12 protein-coding genes are annotated in these 16,669 nt (G+C 73.4%); 10 read left to right on the top strand and 2 right to left on the bottom strand.

All coding sequences use genetic code 11. From position 1 onward, the window contains the following. The first annotated feature begins 76 nt into the window (after positions 1–76). The 6 genes from AB0M03_RS16130 to AB0M03_RS16155 all read left to right on the top strand — a co-directional run bounded on the left by AB0M03_RS16130 (position 77) and on the right by AB0M03_RS16155 (position 5,836). Positions 77–718, top strand: a complete 642-nt coding sequence (locus tag AB0M03_RS16130) for a UbiX family flavin prenyltransferase (RefSeq protein WP_363492125.1) — start codon at positions 77–79, stop codon at positions 716–718. A gap of 120 nt (positions 719–838) precedes the next feature. Beyond that, on the top strand, positions 839–1,300 hold the full coding sequence (locus AB0M03_RS16135) for an Lrp/AsnC family transcriptional regulator (RefSeq protein ID WP_363492127.1): 462 nt from the start codon (positions 839–841) through the stop codon (positions 1,298–1,300). A 58-nt stretch (positions 1,301–1,358) separates the two neighbouring features. Further along, a complete protein-coding gene (locus AB0M03_RS16140; protein ID WP_363492128.1) occupies positions 1,359–2,321 on the top strand; it encodes a threonine/serine dehydratase in 963 nt (320 codons plus the stop codon). A 122-nt stretch (positions 2,322–2,443) separates the two neighbouring features. Beyond that, positions 2,444–3,607 (top strand): aminofutalosine synthase MqnE, encoded by a 1,164-nt coding sequence (gene mqnE, locus AB0M03_RS16145; RefSeq protein ID WP_363492129.1) that lies wholly within the window; start codon positions 2,444–2,446, stop codon positions 3,605–3,607. Positions 3,608–3,832: 225 nt separating this feature from the next. Further along, entirely contained in the window at positions 3,833–4,759 is a 927-nt protein-coding gene (locus tag AB0M03_RS16150) for a hypothetical protein (RefSeq protein WP_363492130.1), read from the top strand. Positions 4,760–4,891: 132 nt separating this feature from the next. Next, complete coding sequence (locus tag AB0M03_RS16155) at positions 4,892–5,836, top strand: beta-ketoacyl-ACP synthase III (protein ID WP_363492131.1); 945 nt, start codon at positions 4,892–4,894, stop codon at positions 5,834–5,836. A 177-nt stretch (positions 5,837–6,013) separates the two neighbouring features. On the opposite strand, the gene AB0M03_RS16160 is transcribed toward AB0M03_RS16155, so the two are convergent. Beyond that, the gene (locus AB0M03_RS16160) at positions 6,014–6,655 is read right to left on the bottom strand and encodes a TetR family transcriptional regulator (RefSeq protein ID WP_363492132.1); all 642 of its coding nucleotides are present in this window, start codon (positions 6,653–6,655) and stop codon (positions 6,014–6,016) included. 455 nt (positions 6,656–7,110) lie between these two features. On the opposite strand from AB0M03_RS16160, the gene AB0M03_RS16165 reads away from it, so the two are divergent. Continuing rightward, positions 7,111–9,387 carry a serine/threonine-protein kinase gene (locus AB0M03_RS16165; RefSeq protein ID WP_363492134.1) on the top strand — a complete coding sequence of 759 codons (2,277 nt, stop codon included), beginning with the start codon at positions 7,111–7,113 and terminating at the stop codon, positions 9,385–9,387. Between the two features lie 28 nt (positions 9,388–9,415). On the opposite strand, the gene galE is transcribed toward AB0M03_RS16165, so the two are convergent. Next, complete coding sequence (galE, locus tag AB0M03_RS16170) at positions 9,416–10,390, bottom strand: UDP-glucose 4-epimerase GalE (protein WP_363492135.1); 975 nt, start codon at positions 10,388–10,390, stop codon at positions 9,416–9,418. Between the two features lie 152 nt (positions 10,391–10,542). Here galE and AB0M03_RS16175 point away from each other — a divergent pair, with 152 nt between their 5' ends. The 3 genes from AB0M03_RS16175 to AB0M03_RS16185 all read left to right on the top strand — a co-directional run bounded on the left by AB0M03_RS16175 (position 10,543) and on the right by AB0M03_RS16185 (position 16,488). Beyond that, positions 10,543–12,180, top strand: coding sequence for a glycosyltransferase family 2 protein (locus tag AB0M03_RS16175; RefSeq protein WP_363492136.1), 1,638 nt, complete (start codon positions 10,543–10,545; stop codon positions 12,178–12,180). Between the two features lie 193 nt (positions 12,181–12,373). Then, positions 12,374–15,349, top strand: a complete 2,976-nt coding sequence (locus AB0M03_RS16180; protein ID WP_363492137.1) for a CDP-glycerol glycerophosphotransferase family protein — start codon at positions 12,374–12,376, stop codon at positions 15,347–15,349. Then, the gene (locus AB0M03_RS16185) at positions 15,346–16,488 is read left to right on the top strand and encodes a glycosyltransferase (protein WP_363492139.1); all 1,143 of its coding nucleotides are present in this window, start codon (positions 15,346–15,348) and stop codon (positions 16,486–16,488) included. Before AB0M03_RS16180 ends, AB0M03_RS16185 begins: the two co-directional genes overlap by 4 nt. The last annotated feature ends 181 nt before the right edge of the window (positions 16,489–16,669 follow it).

Below are 16,669 nucleotides of genomic sequence, written 5' to 3' on the forward strand. Positions count from 1 at the left end.
GGCCCCCTCGCCGCAGCCGTGTCCGCCGGGGACGGGCCGGGCGGGCCCGGCGGAGCAACGGCCTAAGGTCGGGGGTATGAGCGATCAGCAGGTACGCAGGCCGTGGGTGGTCGGGGTGTCCGGCGCGTCGGGCACGCCGTACGCGGCGTCGGTGATCCGGGCGCTGCTGGCGGCGGGGGAAGCGGTCGACCTGGTGGTCTCCCGGGCCGCCCGGCTGACCATCCTGGACGAGACCGGCATCTCCTTCCGCGACGCGCACTGGCGCGAGGACCTGGAGCGGTGGATCGGCACCGGTGACCTCGACGGCGTCCGCCACTGGTCGGCGGGGGACTTCGCGGCCGGCCCGTCCTCCGGCTCGTACCCCGCCAAGGGCATGCTGGTCGTCCCGGCGACCACCGGGGCGGTGGCCGGGATCGCGCTCGGGCTCAGCAAGGACCTCCTCCAGCGGGCCGCGAGCGTCACCCTCAAGGAACGCCGCCCGCTGGTGGTGTGCCTGCGCGAGACACCGCTCAATGGGGTGACGTTGAAGCACCTGGTGGAGCTGGACGCCCAGGGCGCCGTCGTGCTCCCGGCCTCGCCCGGCTTCTACGCGGGCGGCTCCACGGCCCGGGAACTGGTCGACTTCGTCGCCGGGAGGGTGCTGGACGCGGTCGGTGTGCCGCACACGCTCTACCGCCGCTGGGAGGGCGAGCTCGGAGCTGCGGCCAAGGCAGAGTGAGACCGTGCGGACCGGGAGAGTATGTTCTTTGCGATATCCGGGTTGACTCGCGCACACCGCCTTCGAATCCGGATAATGATCTCTCGGTACGGTGAGGTTCGGAAGGGCGCTGGCAGGTATATGGACACAGTGGACAGACAGCTCATCCAGGCACTGCGCGAGAACGGCCGCGCCTCGTACGCCGAACTCGGCCGACTGGTCGGCCTGTCCGGCCCGAGCGTGACCGACCGCATCAACCGGCTGGAGCAGGCCGGTGTGATCACCGGCTACCGCGCCACCGTCAACCCGGCGTCGCTGGGCTTCGGCGTCACCGCGCTGATCGGCCTTCAGCTCACCGACGCCGCCGACCACGAGGACGTCGCGCACCGCCTCAAGGACCTCTCCGAGGTCGAGGACTGCTGGTTCATCGCCGGCGACGACTCGTACATGCTGAAGGTGCGCGTCCCGGACGTCGAGGGGCTGGAATCGGTCGTCAAGCGGATCTCCGGCACCAAGGGCGTGGCCCGCACCCGTACCACCGTCGTACTGTCCACCAAGTGGGAGAGCAGGGTCAGCGACCTGCCACTGGGCACCGCCGAGTGACCCGGCGGGCGCGGCCCGCCGAACGCACCGCAGCAACGACGGACACGGGAGTGACGGAATGACGCTGGTCGGACTGGAGGAGCTGCGCGCCGCGCAGCAGCGGATCGCCGGGGTCGCCGTGCGCACCCCGCTGCTGCCCTGCCCGTGGGCGGCGGACGGCGACCGCCGGCTCTGGCTCAAGCCGGAGAGCCTCCAGCCGACCGGCGCCTTCAAGATCCGCGGCGCCTACAACCGGCTCGCCTCGCTCACCGCCGAGGAGCGCGCCCGCGGCGTGGTCGCCCAGTCCAGCGGCAACCACGCGCAGGCGGTGGCCTACGCCGCCGCGCTGCTCGGCATCCGGGCCGTCATCGTGATGCCGGACACCTCCCCGGCCGTGAAGGTCGAGAACACCCGGGGCTTCGGCTCCGAGGTGATGCTGGTCGCTCCCGACCGGCGCGACACCGTGCCCGCCGAGCTGGTCGCCGAGCACGGCTACGTGTGGGTACCCCCGTACGACGACCGGCACATCATCGCCGGGCAGGGCACCGTCGGCCTGGAGATCGCCGAGGACGCCCCCGAGGAGCTGGACACCGTGCTGGTGCCGGTCAGCGGCGGCGGCCTGATCTCCGGCACCGCGGCCGCGCTCAAGCTCACCCGCCCCGGCATCCGGGTCGTCGGCGTCGAGCCGGAGCTCGCCGCCGACGCACAGGCCAGCCTGCGGGCCGGCGAGCGGATCGCCTGGCCGGTCGCCGACACCTACCGCACCGTCGCGGACGGCCTGCGCACCCCCTCGGTCGGCGTGCTGCCCTTCGAGCACCTGACCACGTACGTGGACGACATCGTCACCGTCACCGAGGACGAGATCCGCGACACCGTCGCGGTGCTGGCCCGCCGCGGCCGACTGGTCGCCGAGCCGTCCGGGGCGGTCTCCGTCGCCGGCTGGTTCCACCGGGCCGCCGAGATCGGCGGCCGGGCCGCGGCCGCAGTGGTCAGCGGCGGCAACATCGAGCCCAAGCTGCTGGCCGAACTGCTCGCGGGCTAGCAGCCCGGGGGCGCGGGAACTGCGCCGCGCGGTTGCCGCGCCCCTGTGGGCGGCTCGCACATACCGAGGCGTAGTCTCGGTTCCGGCATTGTTTCGGCAGGTACGAGAGGCGGGGTCACCGCATGGACGCAGGGCTCAAGCGCGAGCTGGAGGCGAAGGTCTACGCGGGCGAGCGGCTGACCCGCGAGGACGGCGTCGCACTCTACGAGAGCGACGACCTCGCCTGGCTGGGCGGCCTCGCCCACCACGTGCGGACGCGGAAGAACGGCGACGTCGTCCACTTCAACGTCAACCGCCACCTCAACATGACCAACGTGTGCAGCGCCTCCTGCGCGTACTGCTCCTTCCAGCGCAAGCCGGGCGAGAAGGACGCGTACACCATGCGGATCGAGGAGGCCGTCCGCCTGGCCAAGGCCATGGAGTCGGAGTCCCTCACCGAGCTGCACATCGTCAACGGCCTGCACCCGACCCTGCCCTGGCGCTACTACCCGCGCTCCCTGCGCGAGTTGAAGCAGGCGCTGCCGAACGTCTCGCTGAAGGCCTTCACCGCCACCGAGATCCACTGGTTCGAGAAGATCAGCGGCCTGTCGGCGAGCGAGATCCTCGACGAGCTGATCGACGCCGGCCTGGAGTCCCTCACCGGCGGCGGCGCGGAGATCTTCGACTGGGAGGTCCGCCAGCACATCGTCGACCACGCCACCCACTGGGAGGACTGGTCGCGGATCCACCGCCTGGCGCACGAGAAGGGCCTCAAGACCCCGTGCACCATGCTGTACGGCCACATCGAGGAGCCGCGCCACCGGGTGGACCACGTGCTGCGCCTGCGCGAGCTGCAGGACGAGACCGGCGGCTTCCAGGTCTTCATCCCGCTGCGCTACCAGCACGACTTCCACGACTCCAAGGACGGCGTCGTCCGCAACCGGCTGATGGACCGCACCGAGATGGCGACCGGCGCCGAGGCGCTGAAGACCTTCGCGGTCTCCCGACTGCTGTTCGACAACATTCAGCACGTCAAGGTCTTCTGGGTGATGCACGGCGTCACCACCGCGCAGCTGGCGCTCAGCCACGGTGCGGACGACATGGACGGCTCGGTCGTCGAGTACAAGATCACCCATGACGCGGACAACTTCGGCACGCCGAACAAGCTCGGCCGTGACGACCTGCTCGAACTGATCCGCGACGCCGGCTTCCGCCCGGTCGAGCGCAACACCCGCTACGAGGTCATCCGCGAGTACGACGGCCCGGACCTGACCCGCCGGGAGACCCCGCAGGCCATGCGCCTCTGACACCCCGTCGGCCCACCCGGGCCGCCGTCCGGGGCCCGTCGGCACGCAGCCGGCGGGCCCCGGCGCGTGTCCGGCACCCGCACGCCCCGCCCGCGACAACGCCCCTGCGCGCTTTGTCCGATCGGCACCGGCACGCCCCTGCCACCCCGCGGACCGCGTATGCTCACAGGCTCACCACACGCCCCGGGTTTCGCCTCCGCCCGGGACTTTGGGAGGATCGTCCCCATGTCCGGTTCCCATCGCGCCTCCGTCCACCACCGCTCGGCCGACGTGCCGGGCCCCCGCAGCAGTGCGGACGGGCAGGCGCCACGGCCGCGCGGACACCGGCGCAAGGCCAAGCCGAAGCGCCGCGGCGGCAAGGCGCTGATGGGCGGTACGGCGGTGCTGCTGGCCGCCACAGCGGGCTGGTTCACCGTCGGCCAGGGCCGGACCCTCCCCTCGTTCACCAGCGCCGGCGCATCCGAGGCCGACATGGCGCGGGCCGACATCGCCCCGATGTCGGCCGGCGAGCACACCGAGGGTCCGGCCACCGCGGACCGCTCCGACCGCACCGACGGCACCGTGGCCGCCATCCCGGGCCTCGGCCCGTCCTTCCTGGCGAAGATCCCCGCCGAGACCACCCAGGTCGTGGTGGCCTCCGGCAAGGGCAAGGACGCCGCCGACACCACCGTCACGCTCTGGACGCGCACCGTGGACGGCCGGTGGAAGCCCGGCCAGGCCTGGGCCGGCCACAACGGCTACAAGGGCTGGGCCGAGCAGAAGAGGTCCGGCGACCTGCACAGCCCGATCGGCGTCTTCGGGCTCACCGACGCCGGCGGCCGCAAGGCCGACCCGGGCAGCAAGCTGCCCTACGACAAGGACCCGGGCTTCGTGGTCGGCGGCAAGGGCTTCAACGGCGAACCGCTGGCGGGCTCCTTCGACTACGTGGTGGCGATCAACTACAACCGGGTGGCCGGGCGCTCCCCGCTCGACACCGCCTCCCCGGAGGGCAAGGCCAAGGGCGGCGGCGTCTGGCTGCACGTCGACCACGGCGGCCCCACCCACGCCTGCATCTCGCTGCCCGAGGCGAACATGATCGAACTGATCCGCGCCCTCGACCCGGCGGCCCACCCGGTGATCGCGATGGGCGACGCGGCCACGCTGGCCACCTGACGCCGACGGGGCGACCGTGCGGCCCGGTCCGTACGGATTGCGGGGAGTTGTCACCCTTCTACAGCCAAATCACCCGGATACTGTGCCGGTGCGTCACCGGGCGACCCGTCGGTAACCCGGTTGAGTTGATGTATGACCGCCTCCCGCATCGTGTCGCTCGGCCACTACCAGCCGCCCAAGGTCCTCACCAACGACGACCTGGCGAAGCTGGTCGACACCGACGACGAGTGGATCCGCTCCCGGGTGGGCATCCGCACCAGGCACATCGCGGTCGACGAGACGCTGGTCGACCTCGCCACCGAGGCGGCCCAGAAGGCGCTCGCGGCCAGTGGCCGGCAGGCCCACGAGGTGGACCTCGTCGTGGTCGCCACCTGCACCGCGATCGAGCGCAGCCCCAACACGGCCGCGGCGGTCGCCGCCCGGCTCGGGGTCACCGCCCCCGCGGCGTACGACATCAACACCGTCTGCTCCGGCTTCTCCTACGCGCTGGCCACCGCGGACCACGCGATCCGGGCCGGCGCCGCCACCCGCGCGCTGGTGATCGGCGCCGAGCGGATGTCCGACACCATCGACTGGACGGACCGCTCCACCTGCGTGATCTTCGGCGACGGCGCCGGCGCGGCGGTCGTGGAGGCCGTCCCGGACGAGCAGGCGGGCATCGGCCCGGTGGTGTGGGGCTCGGAGCCCGAGAAGGGCGACGCGGTGGTCATCACCGGCTGGGACCCGACCATCAGCCAGCAGGGCCAGGCGGTGTTCCGCTGGGCCACCACGCAGATCGCCCCGCTGGCCCGGGAGACCTGCCGCAGGGCCGGCCTCGAACCCTCCGAGCTCCGCGGCTTCGTCGCCCACCAGGCCAACCTGCGGATCATCGACGCCATCGCCGCCAAGCTCGGCGCGGGCCCCGACACGGTGATCGCCCGCGACGTGGTGGACTCCGGCAACACCTCGGCCGCCTCCATCCCGCTCGCGCTCAGCAAGCTGGTCGAGCGCGGCGAGCTCCGCTCCGGCGACCCGGTGCTGCTCTTCGGCTTCGGCGGCGGCCTCGCCTACGCCGGCCAGGTGGTGCGCTGCCCGTAGGGCCTGACAGGACAGCGCAGTGGGGCGCCGGAATCCGAGGATTCCGGCGCCCCACTGCTGCTCGGGCACGTCACGGTGCGTCGGCGAACCTCCCCCGAGGACACGGCCGCCGCCCGCCACGCCCCGGACAGGAGGCCGGGGCGCACGTGCGATGTGGACGGTGGTGGTGGAGCCGTACTACTTGGGCGGCTTCCTGCCCGCGACACCCAGGTAGACCTGGAGCGCGAGGTTGGGCTTGAGGTCCTTCACCTTCACGCCCCAGGAGGTGAAGGCCTTCTGGTGCTCCGCCGCGGAGGCGAGCAGGGAGACCAGCGAGCCGGCCACCGCGGCCGGGTCGACCGTCTTGTCGGTCTTGCCCTGGTTCGCCCGTACCGCTTCGGTCAGCGGTCCGACCACCGAGTTGAGGACCTTCATGCGGATCTTGAAGAACCGTTTGTCCCCTTCGGCAGCACCGAGAGTCACCACGCGAAGAATGGCATCGTTCTTGCGCCAGAAGGCGAGGAAACCGTCCACCAGTTCTTCCGAAGTGGTGGCGCCGGTCTTTCCCGCCCAGGACTTTCCTTCGACGAGCTCTTTGAGCCCGCCGCTGTCCTCGGCCATTTCCTCTGCGATCTCGAGGACTGCGCCCTCGACATCCGGGAAGTACTGGTAGAAGGTCGCGGGGGAGGTACCCGCCATACGGGCGACGTCGATGACCTTGACGTCCCGGTAAGGCGACGTGCTGAGCATCTCGCGGAGGCAGTCGAGCAGCTTCTGCCGCGTCTCCTGTCCGCGTCGCCCGGCGACGCGACCGTCGACGGTGCGAACTTGTCCTGTCATGCCGTCAGCTTACCGCGGCACGATCTTGGCGCGATTCGGTGATGCGACAATTAGGCCGCCCGGGGTGGTAATGGAGCGCTCGGACGGATATTCAGCGCTCCCCTTGTAGCCCCCCCGTGCACTGATGACCCCACAGCGTGACGGCCGGTCTGCTGAGGGGTGGTCGGATGACAGGCAGTGATCGCCGACGGGCTTCCCGTACCCGCCCGCCCGTCCCCTCCGGGGCGTGCCCCGGTGGCGCGGGGAGCGCGGCCGGGGGCGCCGCCGGCGCCGCTCCGCGCCCGGCGGTGCGGCTCGCGGCGCACGCTTCGTGCGCGCCCGGTGCGGACGCCGCCCGACCGGAACACTGCGCCCGCGCGCCGCGGGCGGGGGAGATTGGCTCCCGGGGGCCGGGCATTGGAGAATCGGGGGCGCACCCCGGACGGGGGACGGCACAACGGGGAGGTGGCAGCTCAGTGGACCAGCTGACGGCGCACGATCCAAGGCGGATCGGGCCCTTCGAGGTGCTGGGGCGTCTCGGCGCGGGCGGAATGGGCCTGGTCTACCTGGCGCGCTCCGCCTCGGGCCGCAGGGTCGCCATCAAGACCGTGCGCACAGAGCTGGCCGAGGACGACCTGTTCCGGGTCCGCTTCGCCCGCGAGATCGCCGCCGCCAAGACGGTCGGCGGGTTCTACACCGCCGCCGTGGTCGACGCCGACGCGGACGCCCGGGTGCCCTGGCTCGCCACCGCCTACGTCCCCGCGCCCTCGCTGGAGGACCTGGTCAACCACTGCGGCCCGCTGCCGGTGGACGCCGTCCGCTGGCTGGTCGCCGGCATCGCCGAGGCGCTGCAGTCGATCCACGCGGCCGGGCTGGTGCACCGCGACCTGAAGCCGTCCAACGTGCTGGTGGTCGAGGACGGCCCCCGGGTGATCGACTTCGGCATCGCGGCCGGCGTCTCGCACACCCGGCTCACCATGACCAACGTCGCGGTCGGCACCCCCGCCTACATGTCCCCCGAGCAGGCCAGGGACAGCCGCAGCGTCACCGGCGCCAGCGACGTCTTCTCGCTCGGCTCGCTGCTGGTCTTCTGCGCCACCGGCCACCCCCCGTACCGCGGCGCCAACCCGGTCGAGACGGTGTTCCAGCTGCTGCGCGAGCAGCCCGACCTCTCCGGGCTGCCGGTCGAGCTGATCGAGCTCGTCCGGGCCTGCATGCGGCCCGCGCCCGAGCACCGGCCGACACCCGCGCAGATCCAGGCCGAGCTCGCCCCGCACCTCTTCTCCCGCGACGACGCGCAGGGCGACGCCGGGGACTGGCTGCCGCCCAGCGCCCTCCAGCTGATCGAGCAGAAGCGCGGCCGCCGCGCGGTGGCCCCGCCGGTCGCCCCGCCGCCCGTTCCCGCACCCGTCCTGCCGCCGCAGCCCTCGGCGCCCCCCGCGGACAGCGGCCACGGCTCGCTCGGCGGCGAGGCCGCCACCGAGCGGATCGCCCCGCGCCGCCGCCCGGCCGGCGAGGAGGTGCAGCTCTCCGGCGGTCCCGTCCGGATAGGGCCGGGCCCGCGGGCCGACCAGTCCTCCGCCGGCCGGTCCGGCGTCGTGCCGGCCGCACCGGCCGCCACCGACTGGGTGCGCCGCGCCCAGGTGCCGCCGCCCGCGCCCGCGCCGCGCTGGCGGCCCTGGCGGTTCCGGATGTCGAACGACGTCTGGGGCACCCCGGTGGTCGCCGACGGCACGCTGTTCGTCTCCAGCTTCGAGGTGCACGCGCTGGACATCGCCTCCGGCGAGCGGCGCTGGAAGACCCGCGACGTCGCCTGGGCGCTCGCGGTGGCCGACGGCCGGGTGCACGCCGCCGACGGCCCGCACCTGTACACCGTCGACGTCGCCGACGGCACCGAGCGCTGGCGCAACTCCCTGGACGGCTGGGTCTACTCGCTGGACGCCGCCGACGGGGTGCTCTGCTGCGGCATCAGGGGCGGCGGCGTGCAACTGCGTTCGGCCGCCAACGGCGCCGAGCTGTGGCGCGCCGACGACGCCCAGCAGGACTACGAGAACCCGCAGTCCGGCCCGACCCTGATCGGCGGCTCCGCCCACTACTACGGCGGCGGCCGGCTGCGCTGCGTGGACCCGCGCGGCGGCGGCCTGCGCTGGTCGTTCCCGGTCGGCGAGGACGTGCCCTCCCGCCCGGTCGAGCGGGGCGGCGTGCTGTACGTCACCGCCGGGGCCCGGGTGCACGCGCTGGACGCCGCCACCGGTGCCGAGCGCTGGCGCTTCGACGCGCCGGTGGTGCTCTTCACCCCGCCCGCACTGGACGCCTCCGCCGTGTACGTCGCCGACTACCTCGGCACGTTGTACGCCGTCGACCTGGCCACCGGGCGGGAGCGCTGGCGCGGACGGACGGGCAGCCGGCAGGGCGCCGAGCCGGCCGTCGTCGCGGACACCGCGGTGCTGCTCGGCTCGGGGGAGACCCTGTACGCCTTCGACACCGCCACCGGGCGGGAGCGCTGGCGCTACGCCGCCCGCGGCGAGATCGTCGGCGCGCCGGCGGTCGCCGACGGCCTGGTGCACGTCGGCAGCCGGGACCACTCCCTGCACACCGTCGACCTGGTGACCGGGCGGCTCCGCTGGGAGCTCGGCACCAAGGGCGAGCTCACCGGCTCGCCGGTGGCCGTCGCCGGGCGGGTGTTCGCGGGCAGCAAGGACCGCTGCGTGTACGCGCTGGACTCCTACTACGGCACCGCGGTGCCGCAGTAGGAGCCGGGCTCACGGACCGGGGCCCGGGTCACAGACCGGGGTGGCGGGCCCGCCAGCCCGCCCAGGCGGACTCGATCATCTCGTCGACGCCGTACCGGGCCGACCAGCCGAGCTCCTTGCGGATGAGGTCGGCGGCGGCGACCACCCGGGCCGGGTCGCCGGGGCGGCGCGGGGTGATCTCGGGCGCGGTGCCGAGGCCGGTGACGCGGGCCACGGCGTCCAGCACGCCGCGGACGGAGACGCCCTCGCCGCGGCCGATGTTCAGGGTCATGCTGACCGGGTCGCCGGAGGCGTCCAGCCGGCGGACGGCGGCCAGGTGGGCGGCGGCCACGTCGTCCACGTGGATGTAGTCGCGGATGCAGGTGCCGTCCGGCGTGGGGTAGTCGTCGCCGAAGACCAGCGGCGGCAGGCCGTCGGTGAGCCGCTGGAAGACCATCGGCACCAGGTTGGTCACCCCGTCGTCGGCCAGCTCGGGGGAGGCCGCGCCGGCCACGTTGAAGTAGCGCAGCGAGACGGTGGACAGGCCGTACGCCTTTGCCGCGGCGGCGAGCATCCACTCGCCGACCAGCTTGGTCTCGCCGTACGGGTTGATCGGCGCGCACGGGGTCTCCTCGGTCACCAGGTCGGTGTCCGGCATGCCGTAGACCGCGGCCGAGGAGGAGAACAGCACCTTCCGGACGCCGCCGGCGACGGCCGCGTCCAGCACCGTCCGCAGGCCCTCGACGTTCTCCCGGTAGTAGAGCAGCGGCTCCTCGACCGACTCGCCGACCTGCTTCTTGGCGGCGATGTGCAGCACACCGGTGACGCCGTGCTCGCGGACGGCCGCGTCCAGCAGCGCCCGGTCGAGGGTGGAGCCGACCACCAGCGGCACCCCGGCGGGCAGGCGGCCGGCCGAGCCGGAACTCAGGTCGTCGACGACGACCACCCGCTCGCCCGCCTCGGCGAGCTGCCGCACGACATGTCCGCCGATGTATCCGGCGCCGCCCGTGATCAACCAAGTCATGCCGAGATCCTATGCGGCGGTGTTCGAACCCGGCGGAAGCGGCGGGCGCGGTGCCGGCCGGGTGCTTCCGACCCGAGTTATCCGACACCCTGATAAGTACGGTCCGGTACGATCGCAGCCGGTTGTCGTCAGCGGGAGGAGCAGGTCGCGGGATGACCGCCAGCACTCCCGGCCCCGCGCCCAGCACGACTCCGCAGGTCAGCGTCGTGGTGATCGTCTTCGACGACGCCACGCACATCGCCGATGCCGTGCGTTCGGCGCTCTCCCAGGGGGACGTCGTCGCCGAGGTCGTGGTGGTCGACGACGCCTCCACCGATGCCACTCCGGAACGCCTGGCGAGGCTCGCCGCCGCCGACCCGAGAGTGAGAGTCGTCACGCGGACGGAGAACAGCGGCGGCTGCGGCACCCCCCGCAACCAGGGCCTCGCCGCCGCCCGCTCGCCGTACGTGATGCTGCTGGACAGCGACGACGTGCTCGCCCCGGACGCCGTCCGGCTGCTGCTGGACACCGCCGTCGCCGAGCAGGCCGAGGTCGTCGCCGGGGTGTGCGTCCGGCGGGAGCTGCCGGCCGGCACCGACACCCCCTGGCAGCGCGACCTCTTCCCCGCGGTCGGCGCACCGCCCCGGCGCTACGACGGCATCGGCGAGCGGCCCGACTTCCTCCGCGACACCCTCTGCGTCAACAAGCTCTACCAGCGGGACTTCCTGGAGAAGCACCAGGTGAGGTTCGCGGAGGGCCCGGTGCACTACGAGGACTTCGCCTTCACCGCCCGGCTCTACGCGGCCCGGCCGCGGCTGGTCGCGGTCGGCGACACCGTGTACCTGTGGCACGTCCGCCGGGAGGCCGGGCGGCAGTCGATCTCGCTGCGGCGCGACGAGGTCCGCAACTGGCAGGACCGGGTGGACGCGCACGCCGAGGTGGTGCGCATCCTCGCCGAGGCCGGCGAACCGGGCCTGGCCGACGCCGCCCGCACCAAGTTCATCGACCACGACCTGCGGATGTACATCCGGGAGATGCGGCAGAAGCCCGCCGCCTACCGGGCCGCCTGGTGGCGGATCGCCCGCGCCCACCTGGCCGGATTCGGCACCGACCCGCTGCTCGGCGCCAGCCCGGCCGGCCGCTGGCTGAGCGAGCTGCTGCTGGCCCGCCCCGAGCCGGTCGAGGGCACCGACCTGGCCCGCGCCTGCGAACTCGCCGCGACCCCGCCCCGGCTCGCCCCGCCCTACCTCGCCGACGAGGACGGCCGGCCGCTGCTGGCCGAGGGCGTGCCGCTCACCGGCCTCGACGAGCTGCCCCCGTCCCGGCTGCCGCTGGCCGTCGACGGCACGGTGCGGCTCGGCCCGGTCTGCAGCGTCCGGCTGCGGGTGCACGACCCGTACGGGCTGGTCTCCGCGGCCGACCCGGTCGACGCCCGGCTCGAACTGCGCACCCGGCTCGGCCCGCCGCTGACCGTCCGCCGCCCGCTGGAGCTCGCCGCCCACCCCGACGGCGGCTGGACGGCCGAGACCGCCGTGGACGCCTTCGAACTGCGGGACGTCGGCGAGATGACCGCCTGGTCGCTGCGGGTCGTGCTGTCCTTCGAGGGCGGCGGCCGCGCCGCCACCACCGTCCGCGCCCCGGGCCTCGGCAAGCGGCACGCGATCGTCCACCGGCCGCTGCTGCGCTTCGCCCTGGTGCAGGCGTACGGCACCACCAACGGCGAGCTCGGCCTGCGGGTCGCCGACGGCGTGCGCGGCGGCTGGGAGGTCGTCCGGGCCCGGCTCCGGCGGCTGCTGGCCCGCCTCGGCTGAGGACGAACGGCCCACCCCCCGGCACGGCGTACCGCGGCCCGGGGGCGCCCGGGGGACGGGGCACTCCCCGGGCGGTGGGAGAATTCATGGGATTCACACGAAGCCGTGGTCCCATCGGCAGAGCCGGAACGGCAGAGTCGGACGGCCCCGGCAGGCACCCTCAGCACCACCCGACGACAAGGACCCCCGCTCCATGCCCTCCAGTCAGGCGCAGCCGCTGGTCAGCGTCATCGTGATCGTCTACAACGACGCCGCCCGGCTGCCCCGGGCGGTGGCCTCCGCCCTCGGGCAGTCGCTGCGCGGCCTGGAGGTGCTGATCGTCGACGACTGCTCGACCGACGACAGCTTCGCCGTGGCCCGGCGCCTGGAGCGGGAGAACCCGGGGCGCGTGCGGGCCCTGCAGCTGCCGGCCAACAGCGGCGGCTGCGGTGCGCCGCGCAACCACGGCGTCGCCGAGGCCCGCGGCGAGTACGTGATGTTCCTCGACAGCGACGACGAGCTCGCCGAGCACGCCGCCCGCAACCTGTACGAGGCGGGCTCGCGGACCGGTGCCGACCTGGTCTCCGGCCTCAGCGTGCGGCGCTTCCTCGGCAACCGGCACGGCAAGACCGACGCCTGGTACCCGTGGATCTACTCGCGCACCCGCACCCTGGACTCGATCGCCGAGCTGCCCGACCTGCTGGTGTGGGACACCCTCTCCACCAACAAGGCCTACCGCCGGACCTTCCTCGCCGAGCACGCGCTGACCTTCCCGGTCGGCATCCTCTACGAGGACCTGCTCTTCTCCTCGCAGGCGTACCTCGCCGCCGAGCGGATCACCCTGATCCCCAACCGGGTCTACTGGTGGGACGTCGCCCCGCCGAGCAAGGGCGAGCGCTCGCTCTCCAACCGCCGCCACGAGATCCGCAACTTCACCGACCGGCTGGAGATCCACCGCCGGATCGACGCGATGCTCGCCGACCGCGGCATGGTCGAGCTGAAGTACCGCAAGGACGTGAAGTTCCTCAAGCACGACCTGGTGCTGCACCTGCGCGACCTGCCCTTCCTGCCGGAGGACTTCCGCAAGGAGTTCGCCGAGCACGCCCGCGGCTACCTGGCCGGGCTCGCCCCGGAGGCGTACGAGGAGGTCGGCAGCCCGCAGCGGATCTGCGCCTACCTGCTCGGGCAGGACGACTGGGACAACCTGCTGCCCGCCGTCGACACCCTGATCAACCGGGACAAGCTCGCCGCCCCGCTCACCGAGCAGGACGGCCGGGTGTACTTCTGCGCCGAGCACCTCGACGACCCCGAGGGCCGCAAGGTGCTCGACGTCACCGCGCACGGCTACCACGCGGCACCGCTGCGCAAGCTGTTCCTGCGCAACCGGCTCACCGGCTACGCGGCCGGCCCGCAGGGCGTCGAGCTGGCCGGGCGGATCGTCAACCCGCTCGGCCGCGTCCCGGCCGATGCCAAGCTCGCCGCCCGGCTGGACTTCTCGCCCCGCCGCAAGGGCATGAAGTCGTTCTCCTTCCCGGTCGCCGAGGTCCGCCACGACGGCGACGGCATCGCCTGGCGGGCCACCGCCGACATCGCCCGCAAGCTGCGCCCGATCGGCGTGCTGGACGCCGTCTGGGACGTCCGCCTGGTGCTGACCGCCAACGGCGAGCGCACCACCACCCGGCTCACCGTCGGCGACATCGACCTCGCCGCGGCCGCCGCCCCCGCCGTCCGCCCCCGGCTGACCAGGCTCACCGGCGACCGCCTCGCCCCGCACGCCACCGCCCGCGGCCACCTCGCCTTCGAGCTCGCCGCGGAGGGCGCGGCCGCCCGGCGCGGCACCGACCTCGTCGAACGCGCGCTGCGCGGGGAGGCCTCGGCGGTCGCCAACGCCGCCGCCGACCGGGCCCGCCGCACCGTCCGCGGTGCGCTGCAGCTCAAGCGCACCCTGAACAACGGCGACACCAAGCTGAAGGTCTACCACCGGCTGCTGCAGCGGCTGCCCGTGGTCAAGGGCCAGGTCGTCTTCGAGAGCCAGCAGGGCCTGCAGTTCAGCGACAGCCCCCGCGCGGTCTACGAGGAGCTGGTGCGCCGCGGTGCGCCGATGAAGCCGGTCTGGTCGTACGCCAAGTCCACCGAGGGGTTCCCGTCCGGCGCGACGCTGGTGCGGCGCTGGTCCTGGCAGTACCTGCGGGCACTGGCCCAGGCCGAGTTCTGGGTGGACAACCAGGGGTACCCGTACCGGCTGCGCAAGCGGCCCGAGACCACGTACATCCAGACCTGGCACGGCTCGGCGCTCAAGAAGATGGGCTTCGACCTGGCCTCGCTGAAGCGGCAGACCCCGGCCCAGCAGGCCGAGTACCTCGCCGGGCTGGACCGCTTCGACCACTTCGTCGTCCGCTCCGAGCACGACGTGCGCACCCTGGCGCCCGCGTACCGGATCGGCGAGGAGCGGCTGCTGCGCACCGGCTACCCGCGCAACGACGTGCTGCTGCGCGAGGACGCGGCGAAGGACCGGCAGCTGGCCGGCGAGCTCGGCATCGACCTGTCGAAGCCGGTGGTGCTGTACGCGCCGACCTTCCGGGCGGACGCCCGCGGCAAGGTGCGCGCCTTCGAGCTGCCCTTCGACGTGGAGGAGTTCGCCGACCGCTTCGGCGACCGGCTGACCCTGCTGGTGCGCTGCCACTACCTGAACCGGGTGGTGCTGCCGCCGTCCGTCCGCGGCCGGGTGGTGGACGTCTCCGACGTCCAGGACGTCACCCCGCTCTACCGGCTGTCGGACGCGCTGGTCACCGACTACTCCTCCCTGATGTTCGACTACGCGCTGCTCGACCGGCCGATGCTGTTCTTCGCCTACGACTGGGAGGAGTACGCCGAGGACGTCCGCGGCACCTACTTCGACCTGCTGAGCGAGGCACCGGGCCCGGTGCTCCGGGACGCCGGCGAGCTGTTCGCCGCGCTGGAGGAGCTGGAGGCCACCGGCAAGGAGTACGCGGACCGCCGGCGGGAGTTCGCGGCGGCGTACGGCGAGTACGACCGGGGCGACGCCGCGGCCCGGATCGCCGACCTGATGTTCGGCCCGGAGCCGGGCGGCGGGCCGGGCCGGCAGGCGCGGGGTGAGCAGGCGCAGGGCGGGCCCGGACAGGGCGGACAGGACCAGCAGGACCAGCACGAGCGGGAGACCGTCCGGTGAATCGCGACATCTTCATCGTCAGCAACAGCGTCGACGAACTGGGCGGCGTCTCCAGCTGGTCGCACCGGATGGCCGAGCTGCTCACCGGCCGCGGCCACCGGGTGGAGCTGATCGGCATCACCCCGGCGGTGCTGCACAAGGACTTCGGCGACGGCCTCCCGTACGGGATGACCACCCTCTACGACGCCCAGCCGCCGGCCGCCTGGACGCCGAAGTACCCGTGGCAGCAGCTGGACGTCGCGGCCAGGCGGCGGAACGCCGCCCGCGAGGCCGGGATGCGCGGCGCCGCCGAGCGGATGAGCGCGATGTTCCGCGCCGCCCGGCCGGGCGCCGTGGTGATCGTCACCCAGGTGTGGGCGATGGAGTGGGTGGCGCTCGCCGACCTGAAGGGCCTTCAGGTCATCGGCATGAGCCACGAGTCCTTCGAGACCTGCCGGGCCTCCTCCCGGTTCGCCCGGGTGCAGCGGTACTACGCGGACGTGGACCGCCTGGTGGTGCTCACCGACGAGGACGCGGACGCCTGGATCCGCCAGGGCATGAACTCCACCTGCGGCATCCCCAACCCGCTGCCCTTCCCGGTGCCGGAGACGGTCGCCCCGGCCGACCGCACCGTCGTCTCGATCGGCCGGCTCGCCCAGGAGAAGGGCGTCGACCTGCTGCTGGAGACCTGGGCCGAGGCGGTCCGCGGCCGGCCCGGCTGGCAGCTGAAGATCTACGGCCTCGGCGAGGAGGAGGAGACGCTGCGCACGCAGTGCACCGACCTCGGCCTGGACGGATCGGTCGAGTTCTGCGGCCGGACGGACGACGTGCCCGGGGCACTCGCCGGCGCCGGGATCTTCGTGCTCTCCTCGCGCGGCGAGGGCTTCCCGATCTCGCTGATGGAGGCGATGGCCTGCGGCGTGCCGTGCGTGGCCTTCGACTGCGCCCCCGGCGTGCACGAGATCGTCCGGGACGGCGAGGACGGCCTGCTCGCCCCGGTCGGCAACACCTCCGCGCTGGCCCGCCAGCTCGGTCGGCTGATGGACGACCGGGAGCTGAGGGACGCGATGGGGGAGCGGGCCCGCGAGGCGATCGTGCGCTTCTCGCCGGACCGCGTGCTCGACCGCTGGGAGGAGCTGTTCGCCCTGCTGGAGGCGTGAATCGCGGGCGGGGCCCGTTCTTCGGGCGCGCCGCGGCGGCGAACCGGACATACAGCTGAAATGCTGACAAAGCCAGCTTGATCGCCGTGCCCGCGCACAGCCTCGGGAGGAGACCCCGGTGCGCCCCAAGAAGGAACCCACCCGACCGTCCCCGGCCGGCCCGCGACCCACCGGGCCGAGG

The sequence above is a fragment of the Kitasatospora sp. NPDC051914 genome (assembly GCF_040680995.1).
Taxonomy (GTDB): Bacteria; Actinomycetota; Actinomycetes; order Streptomycetales; family Streptomycetaceae; genus Kitasatospora.

Bases quoted from the DNA above. Each gene is read 5' to 3' on its own strand.
- AB0M03_RS16150 (WP_363492130.1), top strand. From the start codon at position 3,833: ATGTCCGGTTCCCATCGCGCCTCCGTCCACCACCGCTCGGCCGACGTG.
- AB0M03_RS16130 (WP_363492125.1), top strand. From the start codon at position 77: ATGAGCGATCAGCAGGTACGCAGGCCGTGGGTGGTCGGGGTGTCCGGC.
- AB0M03_RS16160 (WP_363492132.1), bottom strand. From the start codon at position 6,655: ATGACAGGACAAGTTCGCACCGTCGACGGTCGCGTCGCCGGGCGACGC.
- mqnE (WP_363492129.1), top strand. From the start codon at position 2,444: ATGGACGCAGGGCTCAAGCGCGAGCTGGAGGCGAAGGTCTACGCGGGC.
- AB0M03_RS16155 (WP_363492131.1), top strand. From the start codon at position 4,892: ATGACCGCCTCCCGCATCGTGTCGCTCGGCCACTACCAGCCGCCCAAG.
- AB0M03_RS16135 (WP_363492127.1), top strand. From the start codon at position 839: ATGGACACAGTGGACAGACAGCTCATCCAGGCACTGCGCGAGAACGGC.
- AB0M03_RS16180 (WP_363492137.1), top strand. From the start codon at position 12,374: ATGCCCTCCAGTCAGGCGCAGCCGCTGGTCAGCGTCATCGTGATCGTC.
- AB0M03_RS16175 (WP_363492136.1), top strand. From the start codon at position 10,543: ATGACCGCCAGCACTCCCGGCCCCGCGCCCAGCACGACTCCGCAGGTC.
- AB0M03_RS16140 (WP_363492128.1), top strand. From the start codon at position 1,359: ATGACGCTGGTCGGACTGGAGGAGCTGCGCGCCGCGCAGCAGCGGATC.
- galE (WP_363492135.1), bottom strand. From the start codon at position 10,390: ATGACTTGGTTGATCACGGGCGGCGCCGGATACATCGGCGGACATGTC.